Here is a 17796-nt window from a genome sequence, read left to right on the forward strand (position 1 = left end):
CATTTAGATGGCTATCGATTGAATTGAGGACACGCCCTAAGCCATCACTATGATAGATGAGTGAAAATTGCCCAATCGCGGGCAGTTTTTGCTACAATTAGCGCAATTTGGCCTTTTATCTACTCAGCACGGTTTTGTCTGCTCAGCACTGCATCACGAGTAGGGCGCTGCACGTAACCTAGCGATACGCAGACACTGGCTTGCGTATCAACGCTGGCTGTACGTAAATCAGAAGGCAATCTTCATTTGTATTTTATCGATGACTTTAATTATAATTTCATGCTAACAAGGTGACCTCATGTCTGACAAAAACCCGCGTTACTCTCGTATCTTGCTAAAACTCTCAGGCGAAGCCTTGGCTGGTGGCAAGGACATGGGTATCGATACCGAAGTGCTCGATAAGATGAGCCTATCTATCGCCCACTTGCGCGGCCTTGGTGTGCAAGTTGGTATCGTCGTTGGTGGTGGTAACTTATATCGCGGTGCCCAGCTGCAACAAGAGGGCCTAGTCGGCCGTGTGACCGGCGATCAAATGGGTATGCTTGCGACTGTGATGAACGGTCTGGCCATGCGTGATGCGCTTGAGCGCCGCAATATTAAAACGCGCTTGATGTCAGCCTTGCCGATTGGTGAAGTCACTGAAAGCTATAGTAGCCGCAATGCCATTCGCTACCTAAAAAACGGTGAGGTTTGTATCTTTGTCGCCGGTACTGGTAATCCTTTCTTTACCACCGACACAGCAGCATGTCTGCGCGGTATCGAGGTTGAAGCAGGCTTGATATTAAAAGCCACCAAAGTGGATGGCGTCTATGACAAAGACCCAAGCTTGCATGCCGATGCCAAAAAATACGATGGTTTGACTTTTGATGAAGTCTTAGAGCAAAAGCTTGGCGTTATGGACTTGACCGCTATCGCCTTGTGCCGTGAGCACAATGTACCGTTACAAGTGTTTGATATGACCAAACCCAACGCCTTATTAAATGTGGTCATGGGCGAAAACGAAGGCACGCGCGTTTATCATTAGTATTAATTGGCATAATATTGCCCAATATGCGCGGTCAAGCGCTCTGCTACGAGCGATGAATTGCCGAAAAATAACTATCTATTAACAACCATGAATGATTTATCGACAGCGATAAATAAGGATGCACAATGATTAAAGAGATTAAGCAAGACGGCGAAGCCCGTATGCAAAAAACCTTAGAAGCGCTTGAAAACACCTTTAGTAAGGTACGCACAGGCCGCGCCCATCCAGGCATGCTATCTGGCGTGATGGTCAGCTACTACGGCGCCGACACACCGCTCAACCAAGTGGCCAGTGTCAACGTCGAAGACTCGCGCACATTGCTTGTACAGCCTTTTGACCGTACGATGGTACAGGCCGTGGACAAGGCCATTCGCGAAGCGGATTTGGGATTGAACCCGATGACCGCTGATGTGATTCGTGTGCCGATGCCAGCACTGACAGAAGAGACCCGCCGCGATATGCAAAAGCTGGCGCGCGGTGAAGCAGAAAACAGCCGCGTCTCGATTCGTAATATCCGCCGTGATATGATGAATGATATAAAAGATCTGGCAAAAGAAAAAGAGATCTCTGAAGATGACGAGCGCCGCGCTAGTGATGATATTCAAAAAATCACTGACAAATACATCGAGACCATCGACAGCCGTTTGAGCAAAAAAGAAAGCGAGCTGATGGAAGTATAACGATTGACGGCAGAGCGCGACTGGGGTGCTGTTTTTAAATGCAGGCTGCGCCATATCGAACGATAGCAGCACGCAAGTAACATTTATACCAGTCGCGCAGCCCTACCTATAAAAGTTTTATTTCCAATGGACTATATGTCGTTTAGCAGCCACTGCGCAGTGCGATTGGCTGCTTATTATTGTGTCGTCAATCATAAAGCCGTAGCAGACCGCTTTATGATAAGTTTGTGAATAATCACCACATCTTATCTTTTTGGCTGTTTTGTCGTCATGACACGCGTTATTATTAAACCATCTCAACAATAAGCAAGCTAGCCTATGTCTACTTCAGCCGTCTTGGCTCCTGCTCTTCTACCCCGTCATATCGCCATCATCATGGATGGCAACAACCGCTATGGCAAAGCCAATCATCTACCCAAAGGCCATGGACATGTGGCAGGCAAAGATGCGCTAGACCCTATTGTCGAATACTGTGTCGATACTGGTATTGAGGTTTTGACGGTATTTGCTTTTTCTAGCGAAAACTGGCAACGTCCGCCGAGTGAAGTGACGCTGCTCATGCAGCTTTTAACCTCGACCATTCATGAGCAAATGCCGCGGATGGACAAATACCGTATTCGCTTACGGTTTATCGGAGATCGCAGTCCGCTCAGTGCAGAGTTACAAGCATTGATGGCTGATGCAGAAGAAAAAACCGCGCATTTTGATGCCATGACGTTGGTCATTGCCATCAGTTATGGTGGACAGTGGGATATTGCCCATGCGGCCAAACAGTTGGCCAAACAGGTGCAGGCAGGGGAGCTGTGCGCTGATGATATCGATAAAGACTTGCTTGGCCGCCATGTCCAGTTAGCAGACGCCCCAGCGGTCGATATGCTGATACGGACGGGCGGCGAGTACCGATTATCGAACTTTTTATTATGGCAGTCCGCTTATGCTGAGTTGTTTTTTACCAAAACCCTATGGCCTGAGTTTCGCGCAGCAGAGCTGGCATCGATGGTTGCAGAGTTTGCCCAGCGCCAACGCCGCTTTGGTAAAACCAGCGAGCAAATCGCTTGCGCGCAGCAATTACCCTAAACGACCCTAACGTCTTATCTTATACTTGCTTGTCTGATACTTGCTCGCTGCTTGTCTTTTTTGTGCCTTAAAAGCCTGCTACGCTTTTAGTCGTGATTATTCACAGTGGTTAAGGCCGCGTGCTTATGAAATAATAAACCGCTTTTGTTGCAGTCAGTAGCAATGAGTGGGCTATTGTGGATTAGCTGCTATAATGCATTTTTTGACCATACGTTTTTCATTATTATAAGGCTCAATGAGTATGTGGCAACGGATTAAGACGGCAATTGTTCTCGTTATTATCGTTGGTATTGCAATGTTTGCGAGCCAAACACCGATTTTGTTTGCGCCGCTGTTGGCGATAGGGGTAATCATCGCCGCTCACGAATGGACCAAGCTGATGCCCAAATGGCGTCAGCCAGCGTTATTTGTGCTTTTGGTTTTGGCGCTGACCGTGGTGTCACTGCTGTTTAAAGTGACGTGGCTGTTTTGGTGGGCCGCATCGCTCGCCATATGGCTGATGGCGCTGTCTTGGGTTCGGGTCTTTCCGACGACGACCAATTGGTATGGCAAAAAGCTGGGCTTGATGGGCGCGGTGATATTAACCGCCGCCATCACGGCTATGTTTTATCTGTGGCAGCTATCAGCTTGGTGGCTGCTGTATGTGTTTTTATTGGTGTGGTGCGCGGATAGTGGGGCATATTTTGTCGGGCGCAAGCTTGGTCGCCGAAAAATGGCACCAAACGTTTCACCCAATAAAAGTATGGAAGGATTGGCCGGTGGCATTGTCACAGGGTTGCTCGTCGTCGTGGCCATCAGCGTCTTTAAGCTACAGCTGACAGGGGTGCCACTGATCGCTTTTGTCGCGCTATCGGTACTGACGATATTGGCTTCGGTACTCGGCGATTTGTTTGAGTCAATGCTCAAACGCCGTGCTGGTGTCAAAGACTCAGGGACAATCTTGCCAGGGCATGGCGGTATCCTTGATCGTATTGACTCCTTATTGTCTGCCACGCCGATATTTGCGCTTGGCTTTTGGGCACTGCAATACTTTGGTGTGATGGTAGTATAAAAGTGTCTTGCTTGGATTTATCCAGTTAGACTTTATTTTTATTTTTTTTGTATTATTGATAGGCAACGATGGTTATGATGCAACGTATCGCCGTATTAGGCGCAACTGGCTCGATTGGCGATAGTACGTTGGCGATTTTGGCGGCCCATCCGCAGCAGTACCAAGTCTATGCCTTGTCGGGTTACCACCGTTTGGACAAACTGTTTGCGCTGTGTCAGCAGTTTTTGCCAAAGCGCGTCAACGTACCGGCAGCCGCAGTCGATGATTTTGCTCAGCGTCTAAGCGCAGCGAAGCTTGATATCGAGGTCGTCGGCGGCGCAGCAGGGCTTGTAGATATCGCCACCGATAGCCAAACCGATACGGTCGTTGCTGCCATTGTCGGTGCAGCAGGGTTGCCTTCTACATTGGCCGCCGCGCGCGCAGGCAAGCGTATCTTGCTTGCTAATAAAGAAGCGCTGGTGATGGCAGGACAGGTGATGATCGATGCGGTCAAAACCCACCACGCCACTTTGTTGCCGCTTGACTCTGAACATAACGCGATTTTTCAGTGTTTGCCGGTAGATATCCAACAAGACAGCCGCCAGATTCACCAGCCAAAGCACGGGGTGCGTAAGTTGTGGTTGACAGCCTCTGGTGGGCCATTTTTGCAGCAGTCATTTGCGCAGATGCAGCAAGCTGGCGTCGCTGAAGCCGTCAAACATCCCAATTGGTCGATGGGACAAAAGATATCGGTCGACTCGGCAACGATGATGAACAAAGGGCTTGAGCTGATAGAAGCCTGTCATTTGTTTGATTTGAGTGAGGATAAAATAAATGTGGTGATTCATCCACAAAGTATCATTCACTCAATGGTAGAATATAGCGACGGCAGCTTTTTGGCGCAGCTGGGCAGCCCAGATATGAAGACACCCATTGCTCATGCACTCAGCTATCCTGCGCGTATCGATAGCGGCTCGCAGCCTTTGGACTTGTATGCGCTAAGCGGCCTAGAATTTATCGAGCCTGATTTACAAAAATTTGCCTGTTTGCGTTTGGCGAGACAAGCCATGCAAGCGGGTACGCAGGCGACCATCGTACTCAATGCCGCCAATGAGGTTGCCGTGGCCGCGTTTTTGGCAGGACAAATTCGCTTGACAGATATTGCTGATATCAATGAGCAGGCACTCAGTGAGATACAAGTACCGCTGTTAGCGGCGTCGGCGGATATAGAAGATATATTGTCGATTGACCAGCTAGCGCGTCGGCATACTGAGGCATTGGTGGCCAAGGTGGCAAAATCCATATAAGCGGCGCAGACGCTATAAGAATAGAAGTCCTGCAAATCAGCCTTGTACGAAAGAACTTGCTAAAAACCATATTGAGAAGACATCATGACGTTTTTATTGACGCTCCTTGCGGCCATTTTTGTCTTAGGTCCGCTCATTGCCCTGCATGAATGGGGACACTATATCGTGGCGCGCCTGTGCGGTGTTAAGGTGCTGACATACTCTATTGGTTTTGGCCCCAAAGTCGCAGGCTGGACCAGCAAAAAAAGCGGTATTGATTATCGTATTTCGGCGCTGCCACTGGGCGGCTATGTCAAAATGCTCGATGAGCGAGAAGGCGAGGTAGCAGCCGATGAGCAGCACTTGGCATTTAACCGCCAGCATCCGCTAAAAAAAATCGCTATCGTCGCAGCAGGCCCTATCATGAACTTTGTCATTGCGATTGGTTTGTTTTGGGTGTTGTTTATGACCCCGTCTGAGCAGTTGGCGACAAAGATTGGGCAGGTGTTGCCTGATACGCCAGCGGCCACCGCTCAGCTGCCCGTTGGCGATAAGATCGTCGCCATCGATGGTCATGAGGTACAGACGTGGGAAGGGATTAATTACCGTCTCGCTGGACGCATGGGCGAGACGGACAATATAAGTGTCACGCTACAAGCTGGGGACAACGCCGCCAAGACTTACTACGCGCCTGTGGATGAGTTTATGCAAGGCGATGACCATGGAAAAGATGCGCTGAGCAGCTTTGGTATGCTGCCATGGCAACCGACGATTGCCCCTATCGTCGGTGAGTTGACACCTGATGGTGCCGCCAATCGTCAAGGCCTCAAGGTCGGTGACCGTATCACGGCGATTAATGATGTCACCATCGCAGACTGGATCAGTGCCACGCGCATCATTCGCAATAATCCTGAGACTTTACTCAATTTTACCGTCTTAAGAGAGGGTAAGCCTGTACAATTGGCCATTATGCCGCAGGGCAAAAAAGACAATTTAGGTAACGACTTTGGGCAAATTGGTGCTATGGTGGCACAGTCTGAGATTGTCATTCCTGAAGATTATAAAACCACAGTGGTCTATGGTCCAGGCGAGTCATTGGTCAAGTCGTTTGAAAAAACCGAACAGTTGGCGGTGATGACGGTCAGCTCGATGGGCAAAATGCTCTCAGGTATGATTGGTCTCGATAATTTATCAGGCCCGATCACCATTGCCAAAGTCGCCAAACAAAGCTTCGATATTAGCTGGCAGATGGTATTGTCTACCGCCGCGCTGATCAGCCTGAGTCTGGCAGTGCTTAACCTTTTGCCTATTCCTGTATTGGATGGAGGGCATATCGTCTATCATCTCATAGAGTTGATTCGCGGTAAGCCGCTCTCAGAAGGCGTGCAAATGGCTGGACTTAATATCGGTTTACTCTTGCTGGCAGGTTTCATGGTGTTAGCAATTGGTAATGATATCAGCCGACTGTTTTGATGGTTTGCCCAAGCGTTTGGGTGATAAGACAAGATGCACTAATGGTTTTACGCGTATCGGGCAGCGATTGTGGGTGTGGCGGCAGAGCAGCTTTGTGCCGCCGTCTCTGTACTAATCGTAATTTTTAGTTTATTTTATGATGCGTTTTATATAAAGTGTTCTGAGTCTTGTCCGCCGAAGTATGCGATTTTATGGCAAATGGACAAGACAACATGTGCTTTTTAACTTAACTTAAGCAATTTTTTTATTGACGGATAGTGTTTATGCGTACGCCTTTATTTATGAGCGCGGCAGGGTTGCCGTTAGTGGTAGCGATGATGAGTATGCCGGTACAGGCTGCAGAATTTGTAGTGACTGACATCGGTTTTAATGGCTTACAACGTCTAACCCCCGATAGCCTCTATCCGGTTCTACCTATCACGGTAGGAGATACGGTAAATGACAGCAGCTTGGCGGCCAGTATTAAGGCGCTATATGCGACCGAAAACTTCGCGGACATTCAAAGCCGTGTCGAAGGCGGTCAATTACGCTTTGATGTTGTTGAGCGTCCTACCATCGCCGAAGTCAACTTTGAGGGCAATAAGCTCATCCCAAAAGAAGGACTAGAGCAAGGACTGAGCAACGCAGGTTTGTCTGTCGGTGATGTGCTCAAGCAAGCGACCTTACAAGGCGTCGCCAACGAGCTGCAGCAGCAGTATATCAGCCAAGGCTACTACAACAGTAATATCGAAGTCGACCAAACGCTACTCGATGGCAATCGTGTCAAGCTTGATGTACGCTTTATCGAAGGCAAGCCTGCCAAAGTCGTCGATATCAATATCATCGGTAACAAGCACTTCAGCGATGATGAGATCAAAGATGTCTTTGCCGTAAAAGAATCTTCTTGGACACGCCTGTTATCTAAATCTGATCGCTATGCCAAAGAAAAGCTGGCGGCCAGTTTGGAAAACTTAAAAGCCTTGTACCAAAATGACGGCTACGTGCGTTTTGCCGTCGACAATGCAGTACTTAATATCAGCGAAGATAAGCGCAGTGTGTTTATCGAAGTCAGCCTAAGCGAAGGCGAGCAGTACCAGTTTGGTGAGGTCAACTTTTTAGGCAAGCCAACGTTTGAGACGACTGAGCTACAAGAGCTGGTCACCTTTGCCCCAAACGAAAAATACTCGCAAGCCAAACTCGATGAAACCACCGCCGAGCTCAAGCGCCGTTATGGCAACGAAGGCTATTATCTGGCCCAAGTTAGACCAGTACCACGTATCAATGACGATACCAAAATGGTCGATGTGGATTACTTTATCGATCCTGCCCGTCCTATCTACGTGCGCCGTATCAACTTTACGGGCAATATCAAAACCCAAGACGAAGTACTGCGCCGTGAGATGCGCCAACTAGAAGGCGCGCTTGCCTCTAGCGAAAAAATCCAATTGTCACGCACGCGTCTGATGCGCACCGGTTTCTTTAAAACGGTTAATGTCGATGTAAAACCAGTGCCCAACCAGCCAGATCAAGTAGACGTACATTACACGGTAGAAGAGCAGCCTTCAGGTAGTTCGACCATTGCCGCTGGTTATTCACAAAGTGGCGGTGTGACCTTCCAGTTGGATTTGACCCAAAATAACTTTATGGGTACAGGTAACCGAGTCAAAGCTGCGCTGTCTCGCTCAGAGACCCGCGACTCATATAGTTTGGGCTATACCGATCCGTACTTTACCGAAAACGGTGTCTCTCAAGGTTTGAGCGCGTATTATCGTGAGACCAAGTACGATGACAGAAACGTCAGTAACTATGTGACCGACTCCTATGGTGCCACGCTCAACTACAGCTATCCTGTCGATGAAACCAAACGCGTCAGCGCAGGTCTCAACGTGGATAATACCTCAGTACGGGGTGGCCGCTTCTTAGGGGTTTCAAACGTCCAGCAGTTAATTGATGATGGTGGATCTTTTGAGCAGTTCACTTTTATTGATGAAGAGGGTGAAGAGCAGCTTTCAGGCCGTACTGGCTTTAAAAACGACTATCAGACCTATAATTTACTGTTCGGCTGGGACTATAGCACCCTAGATCGTCCTGTATTCCCAACCAAAGGTATGAGCCATACCGTTGATGCGACCATCGGCCTTGGTGATGCCAGCTATCAAAAACTTGTGTACCGCGGCAATATTTATTATCCGATTTATAAGGATTGGATAGCACGTGGTTATACCAAGCTTGGCTATGGTAATGATTTACCGTTTTATGAAAACTTCTACGCTGGTGGTTATGGCTCTGTTCGTGGTTATGAAGCCTCAACACTTGGACCAAAGTCACAGACGTATTATGATGCCATCAATGATGATGTGCGTTATAAAGACGAAGAAATCGGTGGTAACGCGCTGGCCAGTTTTGGGGCTGAGCTGGTATTGCCCATGCCATTTAAAGGTGACTGGGCTGACCAAGTACGCCCTGTACTATTTGCAGAGGGCGGGCAAGTCTTTGATACCACCGATAAAGAAGACCGTACTTTCGTAGACCCTGATACGGGTGCTGATACTGGCGTACCATTGTTGACTCAAGACAATGACTTGCGCTTTAGTGCTGGTGCTGGTATCACTTGGTATACGCCAATTGGCCCTATCTCCTTGAGTTATGCGATGCCTATCGGTGATAAAGAAGGTGATGAGACCGAAAAAGTACAGTTCCAGATTGGTAATACGTTCTAACGTAGCGGCCATCTGAAGCGCTTTGGCTTTGGTCTTATTTGTACGGCACAATAACTTGTGTGGTATAAATAGATGGCACTAGATAAATTGGTCATCAAGCTGATATAGCAGCTTGATGACTGTCTTATTTATAATACGACTTTTATTCTTACTTCATACTAATAATAACTATGATAACGATTGAGCAACTTATCACTCAAATTGAGCAGCGCCAGCCTGTTATAAATAAAGCAGAGCTGAGCGCTGAGCAGTTATGCCAACAGCTTGGCGGTATCGGTAGTCTGACGACAGCCAATGACACGCAGCTGAGTTTTTTGGCCGACCCTCGTTACCTCTCTAGTTTGGCAGACAGTCAAGCAGGGGCTGTGTTAGTCACAGCAGATTATCGCCAGCAAGTACCCGCATCAACCTTGGCGTTGGTGGTCGCAAATCCATACTTGGCTTACGCCAGCGCCAGTCAGTTATTTGCTTATCAGTCAGCCTCGAGTCGTATTCATCCGAGTGCGGTGATTGCCGATAGTGCCATCATCGGCGAGCAGGTGAGCATAGGGGCGTTTTGTGTGATAGGCGAGCAGGTGCAGCTGGGAGCGCGAACAGCGTTGGCTTCCCACGTGACGATTGAGGCAGGTACGAGGGTCGGCAGCGATTGTGTCATCAAATCACAAGTGGTCATCGGTCATGATTGTACCATCGGCGATCATGTCAGAGTGCATGCTGGTACCAGTATTGGCTCAGAAGGTTTTGGCTTTGCCCCGACCAACGACCCAAGCACCACCGGGTGGGAGCGTATTGCGCAGTTAGGCCGAGTCATCATCGGTGATCATGTCCGTATTGGCAGTCAGACTTGTATCGACCGCGGTGCTATCGATGATACCGTCATCGGCAATCATGTGATTATCGACAATCTGGTGCAAGTGGCGCACAATGTGCATATCGGTGATGGGACGGCCATCGCCGCGCACACCGGTATCGCTGGGAGTACGCATATCGGTAAACGCTGTATTATTGGTGGCGCGGTCGGTATCACTGGCCACATCGAGATTGCTGATGATGTCACGTTGTCGGGTATGACGATGGTGACCAAATCCATCAAACAAGCAGGCTCTTACTCTTCAGGTACCGCGGCCATGCCAACTGCCAACTGGCGACGTGCTGCTGTTAGGTTTCGCCAGCTCGGTCGCGATGAGCGCTGATTTGACTGGCCACAAGATATCACTCTATTTCATAACCCTTAGTAGTTAACCATATAATATTCAATACTTTAATCCTTAACCTTTTAATCCTTTTATACTTAGCAATGAGCAAGGACGCGGCATATGAGCAGCAATGACATAGATGTTTTAAATGATACCGACATGAAAAGCTTGGCTGAGCAAGGCCTGACTTTGCCTCTGACTTATCATACGCTAAAGCACTACTTACCGCATCGCTATCCTTTTATGCTGGTCGATAAAGTGATCGACTGTATCCCTGGTGAATGCATCACTGGGGTCAAAAACGTCACCATTAATGAAGAGTTTTTTAATGGGCATTTCCCCAATGAGCCTATCATGCCAGGCGTGCTGATGGTCGAGTGTATGGCTCAAGTGTCAGGGGTGCTTGGGTTTATCAGCGCAGGATTGACTGGCGAAGATGGTTATCTGTATTTGTTTGCTGGGGTGGATAAGGTTCGTTTTAAGCGCCGCGTTATCCCTGGTGATCAGCTGATTATTCGGGCAAAAACTGTGATGCAAAAGCGCGGTATTTATAAGTTTGACTGTACCGTCCATGTCGAAGATGAGCTGGCGGCGAGCGCACAGGTGATGATTGCTCGTCAAGAGCAATAAAATTGGCTGATAACTTTTAGGCTCATCGGTATCTAAAGAGTTATGTCAAAACAGGCAAGAAGAATTATAATGAGCATCGATATTTTGTCGCAAGACTGACTTTGGTTTGTTTGATAAGTTATGACTGACGGTCAGTGTTTTACCATTTATTCGCACCAGAAGATACAAAGGCCCACATTATGAGTCAGATCCATCCAACAGCACTCATCTCACCCTCCGCTCAGATAGATGAGACTGCCATCATTGGCCCGTACTGTATCGTCGGGGATGAAGTCAGCATCGGCGCGCATACGGTGTTGCATCGTCATGTGGTCGTGACCAAGCTGACTCGTATCGGCGCGCACAATCAATTTTATCAGTTTGCCAGTGTTGGAGAAGATCCGCAGGATTTGAAGTATGCAGGCGAGCGCACTTGGCTTGAGATTGGCGATTATAATACCATTCGTGAGGCCTGCAGCTTGCACCGCGGTACCGCTCAAGACAGCGAGTTGACCAAGATTGGTAGTCATAATTTGTTGATGGTCAACACCCACGTGGCTCACGACTGCGTGATAGGCGATCACAATGTGTTGGCTAATAATGTGGGGGTAGCGGGTCATGTCACTATTGGCAACCATACCATCATCGGTGGCAACTCTGGTATTCATCAGTTTTGTGCGGTAGATGACTATAGTCTGATCGGTGGGGCAAGTCTGATCTTAAAAGATGTGGCCGCCTTTACCATGGTATCTGGCAATCCTGCCAAAACCCATGGTCTCAATGTCGAAGGTATGCGCCGCAAAAACTGGTCAAAAGAGACGATTGATGTTTTGCGTCAAGCGTATCGTACGATTTTTAGATCGGGTCTGACGACTGTACAAGCGCTTGAGGTGCTGCATACCGAGCTACTACCGAGAGAGCCAAAGATTCAGCTGCTTATTGACTCCTTACAAAACAGCCGCCGCGGTGTCGTGCGCTAAGTGGTTAGTAGACAATTGATTAGGCTTAGCCACAATTTATAATAAAAAGGATTGTTAGTAGTCCAAAATCTTGTTAGTTAGAGGTAAAATGATAAAAAGCCATAACCAATTGTTATGGCTTTTTATATTTATGAGCACTTGACTTTTTTGGTTGCTTAGCAGAAACTGAGCGTTTACGGTATTGTAAACAATTTTTTCTTAATGTTACTGGACGCTTCATATCGGGGCGTTTAATAATTCGTTTAAACATTATGATGGGCGGATTATGATAATCAAGGAAGGTTATCAGTGGTATTAATTGAAGCAAGAGGACGGAAAAGATGGCTATGAATAAACAAGAACATGCACAATGGAGCTCAAGCTTTGGCTTCGTGCTAGCAGCGGTAGGGTCGGCAGTTGGATTGGGAAATATATGGAAATTTCCATATATGGTCGGTGAAAGTGGGGGTTCCGCTTTTGTTATCGCTTATTTATTCTGTATCGCGTTAGTAGGTTTTCCGATTCTAGTCGCTGAGTGGTTGATCGGTCGCCGCGGACAAAAAAACCCAGTCAATACCTTTGCTGATGTGGCCGCCAGCCAAGGCAAGTCACGCAGCTGGGGTATCGTGGGTGCGTCAGGTATTTTGGGCGGTTTCTTAATTTTATCGTTTTATAGTGTCATCGGTGGCTGGGCGCTAAACTATATCACCAAAATCGCCTCAGGTGAGTTTGTTGGCCAAGATGGCGACGCAGTTGGTGCGACATTTGATGCTATGCTGGCCTCAGCCGGCACATTGACCATTTGGCACACTGTGTTTATGGTGCTGACGGCTATCATCGTCGGTATGGGGGTGACAAGTGGTATCGAAAAAACCGCCAAGGTGTTAATGCCATTATTGGGTCTTATCTTGTTTGTCATCGTCGGTTATAATGTCATGAATGGAGGATTTGGTGAAGCGGTTGCTTATCTATTTGCTCCAGACCTTAGCAAGCTGACTGCAGACGTGATGCTTGCTGCGCTTGGTCATGCGTTCTTTACTCTATCTATCGGTATGGGCATTATGATTGCGTATGGCTCTTATTTGGGCCGTGAAGTTAACTTACTCAAGACCGCCCGTACAGTGGTTATCTTGGATACCGTGATTGCCTTGGCCGCTGGTCTGGCGATCTTCCCGATTATCTTTAGCAATGGCTTAGATCCTGCCTCAGGCCCTGGTCTTATCTTTGTCAGCTTGCCAATTGCCTTTGGTAGCATGGGCGCAGGTACGATCATCGGTACTTTGTTTTTCTTATTGATTACCTTTGCCGCTATCACTTCATCGATTTCGCTACTTGAGCCGACGGTGGAGTTTTTAGAAGAGCGTACCTCGATGAGCCGTACAGTATCGACCATCGTGGCGAGTATTGTGATTTGGCTACTTGGTATCGCAGCCTTGTTGTCGTTTAACCTATGGGCTGATTTTACGATCATGGGCAACGGTGTCTTTGATGCTTTAGATAAGCTCACCAGTAAGTTTATCCTACCACTTACGGGTCTGGCGGCGATTGTCTTCCTTGGCTGGCAGATGGATCAGCGCAGTGTCCAGCAAGAGCTTGGTCTGTCTAATGGTACGTGGACGCTATGGCAGATTATCTCCAAGTTTGTAGCGCCAATCGCAGTGGTTATCGTGTTTGTGACCTCATTGATGGGTTAAAACGTTTGGCCATTAGCCTTTTTGAATGGCGCATACATCAGTCAAGCAGTAAAAAGGGCTTAAGAATTTTCTTAAGCCCTTTTTTGGTCTGAATGATAGATAAGGATGCAGAGAGATAGATAGGCGTTTAAAGAGTTAGCGTAGGTTTAGCTCAGGCACCGTTTGACCACGCTTGGCATAAAACTCACTGACAAAGGCATCAAAGGTATCTTGCTCGATGGCGTCTCTAATGCCTTGCATCAAGCGCTGATAATAACGCAGGTTATGAATGGTAGCCAGCTGCGCGCCTAGCATCTCTTTACATTTATTGAGATGGTATAAATAGGCACGGCTAAAGTTTTGGCAAGTATAGCAGTCACACTCAGGGTCTAGTGGGCCTTCATCGTTACGATACTGGCTATTGCGGATACGTACCACGCCTGCATTGTCTGTATCGCCTGTGACGAAGTAATGGCCATTACGAGCGTTACGAGTGGGCATGACACAGTCAAACATATCGACCCCGCGGCGTACTGCCTCAACGATGTCCTCAGGCTTGCCAACGCCCATCAGATAGCGCGGCTTGTCTGCTGGCATCGCATCTGGGATATAGTCTAGTACATCCATCATCTCATCTTTTGGCTCGCCGACCGATAGGCCGCCGATGGCATAACCATCAAAACCAATCTCAAGCAGGCCCTCGAGCGATTGCTGGCGTAGATCTGGGTACATACTGCCTTGAATAATACCAAACAGCGCATTGGTGCTGCCCAGTCTATTGTGCTCATCGACGCAGCGCTGGCCCCAGCGTAGCGACAGCTCTAAAGACTTTTTGGCCTCATCGTGAGTGGCAGGATAGGGGGTGCACTCATCAAACTGCATGACGATGTCTGAGTTTAAGCTGTACTGAATCTGCATCGACTTTTCTGGGGACAAAAACACCTTGGCACCGTCGATGGGCGACTTAAAATTGACGCCTTCTTCGGTGATTTTGCGCATTGCACCGAGACTAAAGACCTGAAAGCCGCCTGAGTCGGTCAAGATAGGCTTATCCCAATGCATAAACTTGTGCAGACCGCCAAACTTGTCGATGACCTCAGTACCAGGACGTAGCCATAAGTGAAACGTATTGCCAAGGATGATATCAGCGCCAATGGCTTCGATATCACGCGGCAGCATACCTTTGACCGTGCCATACGTACCGACAGGCATAAAGGCAGGCGTTTGTACGTCGCCATGATTGAGATGGACAGTGCCACGGCGCGCACGCGTCTCGCCGCTGGCCGTTTTGTGTAAGACAAATTGCATATGATAACCGCTATGTAAGCTATGAAAATGGTGCTAATTATAGCATTGTTAAGGGTTTATTGGGACAGGGATGCCAGTCTCAATTTTGCTGCTATTTATATTATACGTGATTATGTGCGGCTCATAGCGCGTTATGAGGAGTGAACCTAAAATCGCCATAAAAAAAGACAGCCATCTGCTGTCTTTTTTGGACTTCATAGTTGAGTTGTAAAATTAGGCGTTTTGCTCGCGGATGATGTTTAGCATACGGCGTAAGGGTTCGGCTGCACCCCACAGTAGCTGATCACCCACAGTAAATGCACCGAGATATTCAGGCCCCATGTTTAGCTTACGCAGGCGTCCTAGCGCCACAGTCAAGGTACCTGTTACGGCAACAGGTGTTAAGCGGTTCATCGTGGCTTCTTTGTCGTCTTCGACCAAGTCCAACCACTCATTACCGCTATTTTTTAGCGCCGCTTCGATTTCCTCTAGCGGGATGTCTTTTTTGAGCTTGATGGTCAGGCCTTGAGCGTGGCAGCGCATGGCACCGATACGCACACACATACCATCGATAGGGATGGTGTTGGCTGCTGAGTTGCCAAGGATTTTGTTGGTTTCGACGCCGCCTTTCCATTCTTCGCGCGACTGCTTGTTTTCTAATTGCGCATCGATATAAGGGATCAAGCTGCCTGCGAGCGGTACACCAAAATACTGCTTAGGGAAGTCATCTGCGCGCTGGGTCTGCGCGATTTTTTTGTCGATATCCAAGATAGCACTTGCAGGATCAGCCAGCTCGTCCTTGACCGCATCACGTAGTACGCCCATGCCTTCGATGAGCTCGCGCATGTTGTTTGCGCCAGAGCCACTCGCCGCCTGATAAGTCATGGCGCTGACCCATTCTACCCAGCCTTTATTAAACAGTTCACCGATCGCCATCAGCATCAAGGATACCGTACAGTTGCCACCAATAAAGTCTTTTTTGCCACTGGCGAGCGCGCTATCGATGACATTGCGATTGACTGGATCAAGGATAATGATGCTGTCATCTGCCATACGCAAGGTGCTGGCCGCATCGATCCAGTAGCCATTCCAGCCGCTATCGCGTAGGGGCTGATGCACCTTTGAGGTGTAATCGCCGCCCTGACAGGTAATAATCACATCACAAGCTGCGAGTGCATCGATATCATGAGCGTCCTTTAATTGGCTGGTCTGTACGCCATCGAAGCTTGGCGCATCGCCACCTGCGTTACTGGTCGAAAAAAACACAGGCGTAATACCATCAAAGTCTTTTTCTTGCTGCATGCGCTGTATTAACACTGAGCCAACCATACCGCGCCAGCCCACCAAGCCTACTGTTAAATTACTCATGAAATCTAATCCTATTTACAGTTATTTGTTGCATCGCCAACCAATAACAATGCCGTGAATGCTCCCAAAAAGCAAGGCGTTTTGGCGATTTTTAGCGGTTTTTTATACACTATTTGCTATGTTTACTATAACGTGATGTTATTAGTATGCAGATGCTGGTCATTGCGGTTTTATGGTACAAAAGCCTTATCAACAAAAGCTTGTCAACCAATCACCAACACCACACTGCCAGATACTTGACATTGTAATGTTTTATAGTTGTTGTCATATAATTCGACTGTAGCAGTAGGCGTCACTGGATTGAAGTGCTAAAGTAAGCGCTAGCATCAGTATCGTGAGCCGTACGCCTAAAGATGCCTGAACACCCAACATATCTTATACAGCGGCAAACCAAAATTTCAACCAACGGTTAATACATACTATGGATCTTTCACTACTATATTATTCTGTCCAGTGGCTAGCAGGGCTCGTCGCGTTTGTGACGATTTGGGGCTGGCTGCCGCTAGATAATTGGTGGGTGCGCGCTGTCGATTTTCCTCGTATTCAGATCATGGTGCTGGGGGTGATCGCTTGGGTTGGTATGTTGATGTTTTGGCCAGACTGGCAGCTAGGGCAGTGGTTGTTGTTTGTGGTTTTGAGCCTCACATTGGCGTTTCAGCTAAGAATGGTGTTGCCCTATACCAAACTATGGAAAAAAGAAGTACAACAAGCAAAATCCAAACCTGCAAGGCAAGCGCATCAACTAAAGCTCATGGTGTCAAATGTTCTAACGCCCAATGATCATACCCAAAAGCTGGTCGAGCTGGTCAAGCAAAAGCAGCCCGATATTTTAATCACCTTAGAGAGTGATAAAAAGTGGGAAAAAGCACTGGAGCAGATTGAGCCAGACTATCCTTATACCGTTAAGGTGCCATTAGACAATTTATATGGCATGCACCTGTACTCGAAACTTGAACTGATCGACCCTGAGGTCAAGTATTTGATGATAGATGACATACCGTCAATTCACTCACAGCTGCGCCTGCAAAATGGTCAAGTGATTTGGCTATACTGCCTACACCCCATGCCGCCCAGTCCTACTGAGGCCGACAAATCGACCACTCGCGATGCCGAGCTGCTAATGGTCGGCAAACACATCAAAGAGCACGATCAAACCGCCATACTGGCAGGCGATCTTAATGACGTGGCCTGGTCGAAGACGACGCGCCGCTTTCAGCGCATCTCAGGCTTGCTGGACCCGCGTATCGGCCGCCACTTTATCAATACCTTTCATGTCAATTATCCATTTTTGCGTTGGGCGCTTGATCATATTTTTCACAGTGCTTGCTTCACAGTCGTTGATATTCAGCGTTTGCCGTCTATAGGCTCTGATCACTTTCCAGTCATGACGACGCTACAGTATGAGCCAGAGGAAGCCGAGCAACAACAAAAA

General features: G+C 48.1%; 14 protein-coding genes. 12 read left to right on the forward strand and 2 right to left on the reverse strand.

Going from position 1 to position 17796, the window contains the following annotated elements; translation table 11 throughout:
* The first annotated feature begins 298 nt into the window (after window positions 1-298).
* The 11 genes from pyrH (at window position 299) to NK638_RS08385 (ending at window position 13730) form a co-directional block, all read left to right on the forward strand.
* The gene (pyrH, locus tag NK638_RS08335) at window positions 299-1024 is read left to right on the forward strand and encodes a UMP kinase (RefSeq protein ID WP_075101540.1); all 726 of its coding nucleotides are present in this window, start codon (window positions 299-301) and stop codon (window positions 1022-1024) included.
* A gap of 128 nt (window positions 1025-1152) precedes the next feature.
* Window positions 1153-1707, forward strand: a complete 555-nt coding sequence (gene frr, locus NK638_RS08340) for a ribosome recycling factor (RefSeq protein WP_075101541.1) — start codon at window positions 1153-1155, stop codon at window positions 1705-1707.
* A 318-nt stretch (window positions 1708-2025) separates the two neighbouring features.
* Window positions 2026-2784: a polyprenyl diphosphate synthase gene (uppS, locus tag NK638_RS08345; protein WP_274632641.1), complete on the forward strand. Its 759-nt coding sequence runs from the start codon at window positions 2026-2028 to the stop codon at window positions 2782-2784.
* Between the two features lie 241 nt (window positions 2785-3025).
* On the forward strand, window positions 3026-3835 hold the full coding sequence (locus tag NK638_RS08350; RefSeq protein WP_274632642.1) for a phosphatidate cytidylyltransferase: 810 nt from the start codon (window positions 3026-3028) through the stop codon (window positions 3833-3835).
* A gap of 74 nt (window positions 3836-3909) precedes the next feature.
* On the forward strand, window positions 3910-5121 hold the full coding sequence (ispC, locus tag NK638_RS08355) for a 1-deoxy-D-xylulose-5-phosphate reductoisomerase (protein ID WP_274632643.1): 1212 nt from the start codon (window positions 3910-3912) through the stop codon (window positions 5119-5121).
* A gap of 84 nt (window positions 5122-5205) precedes the next feature.
* Entirely contained in the window at window positions 5206-6573 is a 1368-nt protein-coding gene (gene rseP / locus NK638_RS08360; RefSeq protein ID WP_274632644.1) for an RIP metalloprotease RseP, read from the forward strand.
* A gap of 263 nt (window positions 6574-6836) precedes the next feature.
* Entirely contained in the window at window positions 6837-9272 is a 2436-nt protein-coding gene (gene bamA / locus NK638_RS08365) for an outer membrane protein assembly factor BamA (RefSeq protein ID WP_105245059.1), read from the forward strand.
* Window positions 9273-9442: 170 nt separating this feature from the next.
* On the forward strand, window positions 9443-10465 hold the full coding sequence (gene lpxD / locus NK638_RS08370; RefSeq protein WP_274632645.1) for a UDP-3-O-(3-hydroxymyristoyl)glucosamine N-acyltransferase: 1023 nt from the start codon (window positions 9443-9445) through the stop codon (window positions 10463-10465).
* Window positions 10466-10627: 162 nt separating this feature from the next.
* Window positions 10628-11098 (forward strand): 3-hydroxyacyl-ACP dehydratase FabZ, encoded by a 471-nt coding sequence (gene fabZ, locus NK638_RS08375; RefSeq protein ID WP_199774513.1) that lies wholly within the window; start codon window positions 10628-10630, stop codon window positions 11096-11098.
* 179 nt (window positions 11099-11277) lie between these two features.
* On the forward strand, window positions 11278-12057 hold the full coding sequence (lpxA, locus tag NK638_RS08380; RefSeq protein ID WP_274632646.1) for an acyl-ACP--UDP-N-acetylglucosamine O-acyltransferase: 780 nt from the start codon (window positions 11278-11280) through the stop codon (window positions 12055-12057).
* Between the two features lie 320 nt (window positions 12058-12377).
* Window positions 12378-13730 (forward strand): sodium-dependent transporter, encoded by a 1353-nt coding sequence (locus tag NK638_RS08385; RefSeq protein ID WP_274632647.1) that lies wholly within the window; start codon window positions 12378-12380, stop codon window positions 13728-13730.
* A gap of 135 nt (window positions 13731-13865) precedes the next feature.
* Here NK638_RS08385 and tgt read toward each other — a convergent pair whose 3' ends face one another.
* Both tgt and asd read right to left on the reverse strand, forming a co-directional pair.
* A complete protein-coding gene (tgt, locus tag NK638_RS08390) occupies window positions 13866-15017 on the reverse strand; it encodes a tRNA guanosine(34) transglycosylase Tgt (protein WP_075101550.1) in 1152 nt (383 codons plus the stop codon).
* A 213-nt stretch (window positions 15018-15230) separates the two neighbouring features.
* Window positions 15231-16364, reverse strand: a complete 1134-nt coding sequence (asd, locus tag NK638_RS08395; RefSeq protein WP_198337062.1) for an aspartate-semialdehyde dehydrogenase — start codon at window positions 16362-16364, stop codon at window positions 15231-15233.
* Window positions 16365-16785: 421 nt separating this feature from the next.
* On the opposite strand from asd, the gene NK638_RS08400 reads away from it, so the two are divergent.
* Window positions 16786-17796, forward strand: a 1011-nt coding sequence (locus NK638_RS08400; protein WP_274632648.1) for an endonuclease/exonuclease/phosphatase family protein, incomplete at its 3' end; no start/stop codon positions are given.

Origin of the sequence: Psychrobacter sp. A3 (genome assembly GCF_028823565.1) — a bacterium.
GTDB classification, from domain to species: Bacteria; Pseudomonadota; Gammaproteobacteria; order Pseudomonadales; family Moraxellaceae; genus Psychrobacter; species Psychrobacter celer.

Bases quoted from the DNA above. Each gene is read 5' to 3' on its own strand.
- pyrH (WP_075101540.1), top strand. From the start codon at position 299: ATGTCTGACAAAAACCCGCGTTACTCTCGTATCTTGCTAAAACTCTCA.
- frr (WP_075101541.1), top strand. From the start codon at position 1,153: ATGATTAAAGAGATTAAGCAAGACGGCGAAGCCCGTATGCAAAAAACC.
- uppS (WP_274632641.1), top strand. From the start codon at position 2,026: ATGTCTACTTCAGCCGTCTTGGCTCCTGCTCTTCTACCCCGTCATATC.
- NK638_RS08350 (WP_274632642.1), top strand. From the start codon at position 3,026: ATGTGGCAACGGATTAAGACGGCAATTGTTCTCGTTATTATCGTTGGT.
- ispC (WP_274632643.1), top strand. From the start codon at position 3,910: ATGATGCAACGTATCGCCGTATTAGGCGCAACTGGCTCGATTGGCGAT.
- rseP (WP_274632644.1), top strand. From the start codon at position 5,206: ATGACGTTTTTATTGACGCTCCTTGCGGCCATTTTTGTCTTAGGTCCG.
- bamA (WP_105245059.1), top strand. From the start codon at position 6,837: ATGCGTACGCCTTTATTTATGAGCGCGGCAGGGTTGCCGTTAGTGGTA.
- lpxD (WP_274632645.1), top strand. From the start codon at position 9,443: ATGATAACGATTGAGCAACTTATCACTCAAATTGAGCAGCGCCAGCCT.
- fabZ (WP_199774513.1), top strand. From the start codon at position 10,628: ATGAAAAGCTTGGCTGAGCAAGGCCTGACTTTGCCTCTGACTTATCAT.
- lpxA (WP_274632646.1), top strand. From the start codon at position 11,278: ATGAGTCAGATCCATCCAACAGCACTCATCTCACCCTCCGCTCAGATA.
- NK638_RS08385 (WP_274632647.1), top strand. From the start codon at position 12,378: ATGGCTATGAATAAACAAGAACATGCACAATGGAGCTCAAGCTTTGGC.
- tgt (WP_075101550.1), bottom strand. From the start codon at position 15,017: ATGCAATTTGTCTTACACAAAACGGCCAGCGGCGAGACGCGTGCGCGC.
- asd (WP_198337062.1), bottom strand. From the start codon at position 16,364: ATGAGTAATTTAACAGTAGGCTTGGTGGGCTGGCGCGGTATGGTTGGC.